This is a genomic window from Xenorhabdus griffiniae (assembly GCF_015163655.1).
Classification (GTDB): Bacteria; Pseudomonadota; Gammaproteobacteria; order Enterobacterales; family Enterobacteriaceae; genus Xenorhabdus; species Xenorhabdus griffiniae.
Genome location: NZ_JADEUF010000233.1, coordinates 1 through 1,737, shown reverse-complemented (window position 1 = coordinate 1,737; position 1,737 = coordinate 1). Strand labels below are relative to the sequence as shown.

General features: G+C 36.5%; 1 protein-coding gene and 2 pseudogenes. 1 reads left to right on the top strand and 2 read right to left on the bottom strand.

Annotated elements, in window-relative coordinates; genetic code table 11:
• Positions 1-889: 889 nt before the first annotated feature.
• The gene (locus IQ211_RS19100; RefSeq protein WP_189761371.1) at positions 890-1,231 is read right to left on the bottom strand and encodes a cupin domain-containing protein; all 342 of its coding nucleotides are present in this window, start codon (positions 1,229-1,231) and stop codon (positions 890-892) included.
• A 222-nt stretch (positions 1,232-1,453) separates the two neighbouring features.
• Between IQ211_RS19100 and IQ211_RS19095 the strand changes: the two are divergent.
• Positions 1,454-1,567 (top strand): annotated as a pseudogene (locus IQ211_RS19095) (IS982 family transposase); the annotation flags it as partial.
• A gap of 75 nt (positions 1,568-1,642) precedes the next feature.
• Here the strand turns inward: IQ211_RS19095 and IQ211_RS20305 are convergent.
• Positions 1,643-1,737: pseudogene (locus IQ211_RS20305) on the bottom strand (IS982 family transposase); the annotation flags it as partial.

Here is a 1,737-nt window from a genome sequence, read left to right as displayed (position 1 = left end):
GATAAGCATGACTCAGTCCTCTCTTTTGCTTTTTTGTTTGTGGAAAATCAAAATTCGCAAAAATTGGACTGAGTTTCTTCGACACTCCTACCATTTTGAAAAGTTATTTATACGCATTAAGCTTCAAGTTGCCATTTACAACCCTCTATGAAATCACAAAATAGCAATACCCTTCGGAAAATCAATCCATTAAATATGTCATTCATAAATCCAGCACAGAAAAACACCAAATAGATTGGAATTTTAGATAAGAAAATTTATTATACCAATTCAACTTCAAGGTGTATGTTATATTTCCCCGCGCAGCGGGGAAATATAAAGCCTCGCCTCATCTTGCGGATTGCAACTTGAAGTTTATCGAGTATATAAATATGTCTTTATTCTGATATAGAGCAAAGATATTGAAAATATTAAATTTATATAGAGGTTACAAGATGAAAACTTCACTGACTCTATGCACAGCTATTTTGCTATTAGCCTCATGGAATACATTTGCAACAGAAGCACAATTGAATAATAAATCTGAACAATGCAAAGAAGTCGCACGCATCAGATGTGCCAAACATATGAAACACCCTAAAAAATATCAATTTTGCCTTAAAGAGATATATAGCATATGTATGCACCAATAGATACGATATAGCTTCAGCTTTGTTGAACAATAATTTCAAGAAGTTGTAAGTTCAAGCCCGATTTTTTAGTTTTAGCGATATCCCCGTCATTATTAGGGTACTGATATCTTCAATAGTGACGGGTATTACAAATTCCTGCGCCAACTTGTAGGTGGTAGGAGCAGGGGGAGCTAATCAGTTGCCTCCCCTGTCTCCACCTCGAATCACGTGTAACACATATTATCTGAATTCACGACCTGACAATTTTTATTAATAATCTATTGGCCTGAATTCGCGACTATATATGGTTCTATTAATAGCAGCTTGGTTAATTCCTTGGATGAAGGCTTACTTTCTTCCCCTTTAGGTACCACAAAAAACTCACCTTGCTTTATTATTACGTGATCATTTTTAAAATCTATACGAAGTTCACCTTCAATAACCATAAACACCTTGTCTTCATCTTCATGTGTATGCCATATAAAATCACCCTCAGCGAGCAATATGATTATCTTATATTCGTTTGTTTGAGCTATCACCTTAGGTGACCAGATTTCTTCTATTAAATCAAATTCTTGTTTTAAGTTATTAACTTTTCTCAATGCGGCAATATGGTTCATATTATATCTCTTTCCTTTATATGGTTTGCTTGATTAGAGGCCAGAAACAACATGACTTTGGCTATTTCGTCGGGCTATGCGATTTTCCCGAGTGTAATACCGAGCTCATAGCAACGTGTGCGCAGAGTAACCAACCCAAATTTTGGGTAAAAAATCGACGACAAGCCTGTTCCTGGAGCAAAGTTTTGGTACACACCAAACAGCTCTGGGGAGAAACGGGCTATGGACAACTTAGTTGAAATCTTCTGTAATGTCGATGATTTTTGTCGTTTTTTTATCCCACAGTGGACGCAATTTTGTCTTGATAATGGATACCGCCTGCGACACAGGCAAGGTCAGGAATGGTAGCACTTAAAAAGTATCGGTGTGGTAATTGGTTATCAAATTAATAAGAAAACGCGATGCTCGACTTTAACACCCAATAACGAGAGTTTGTTGAAGCCAATCGCGTTGTTTTTTACCTTGTTTAAAGTTGGCAAAAATACCTAATGTGTGAGAAAGCAGCT

Coding starts and splice junctions, on each gene's coding strand:
- IQ211_RS19100 (WP_189761371.1), bottom strand. CDS start 1,231: ATGAACCATATTGCCGCATTGAGAAAAGTTAATAACTTAAAACAAGAA.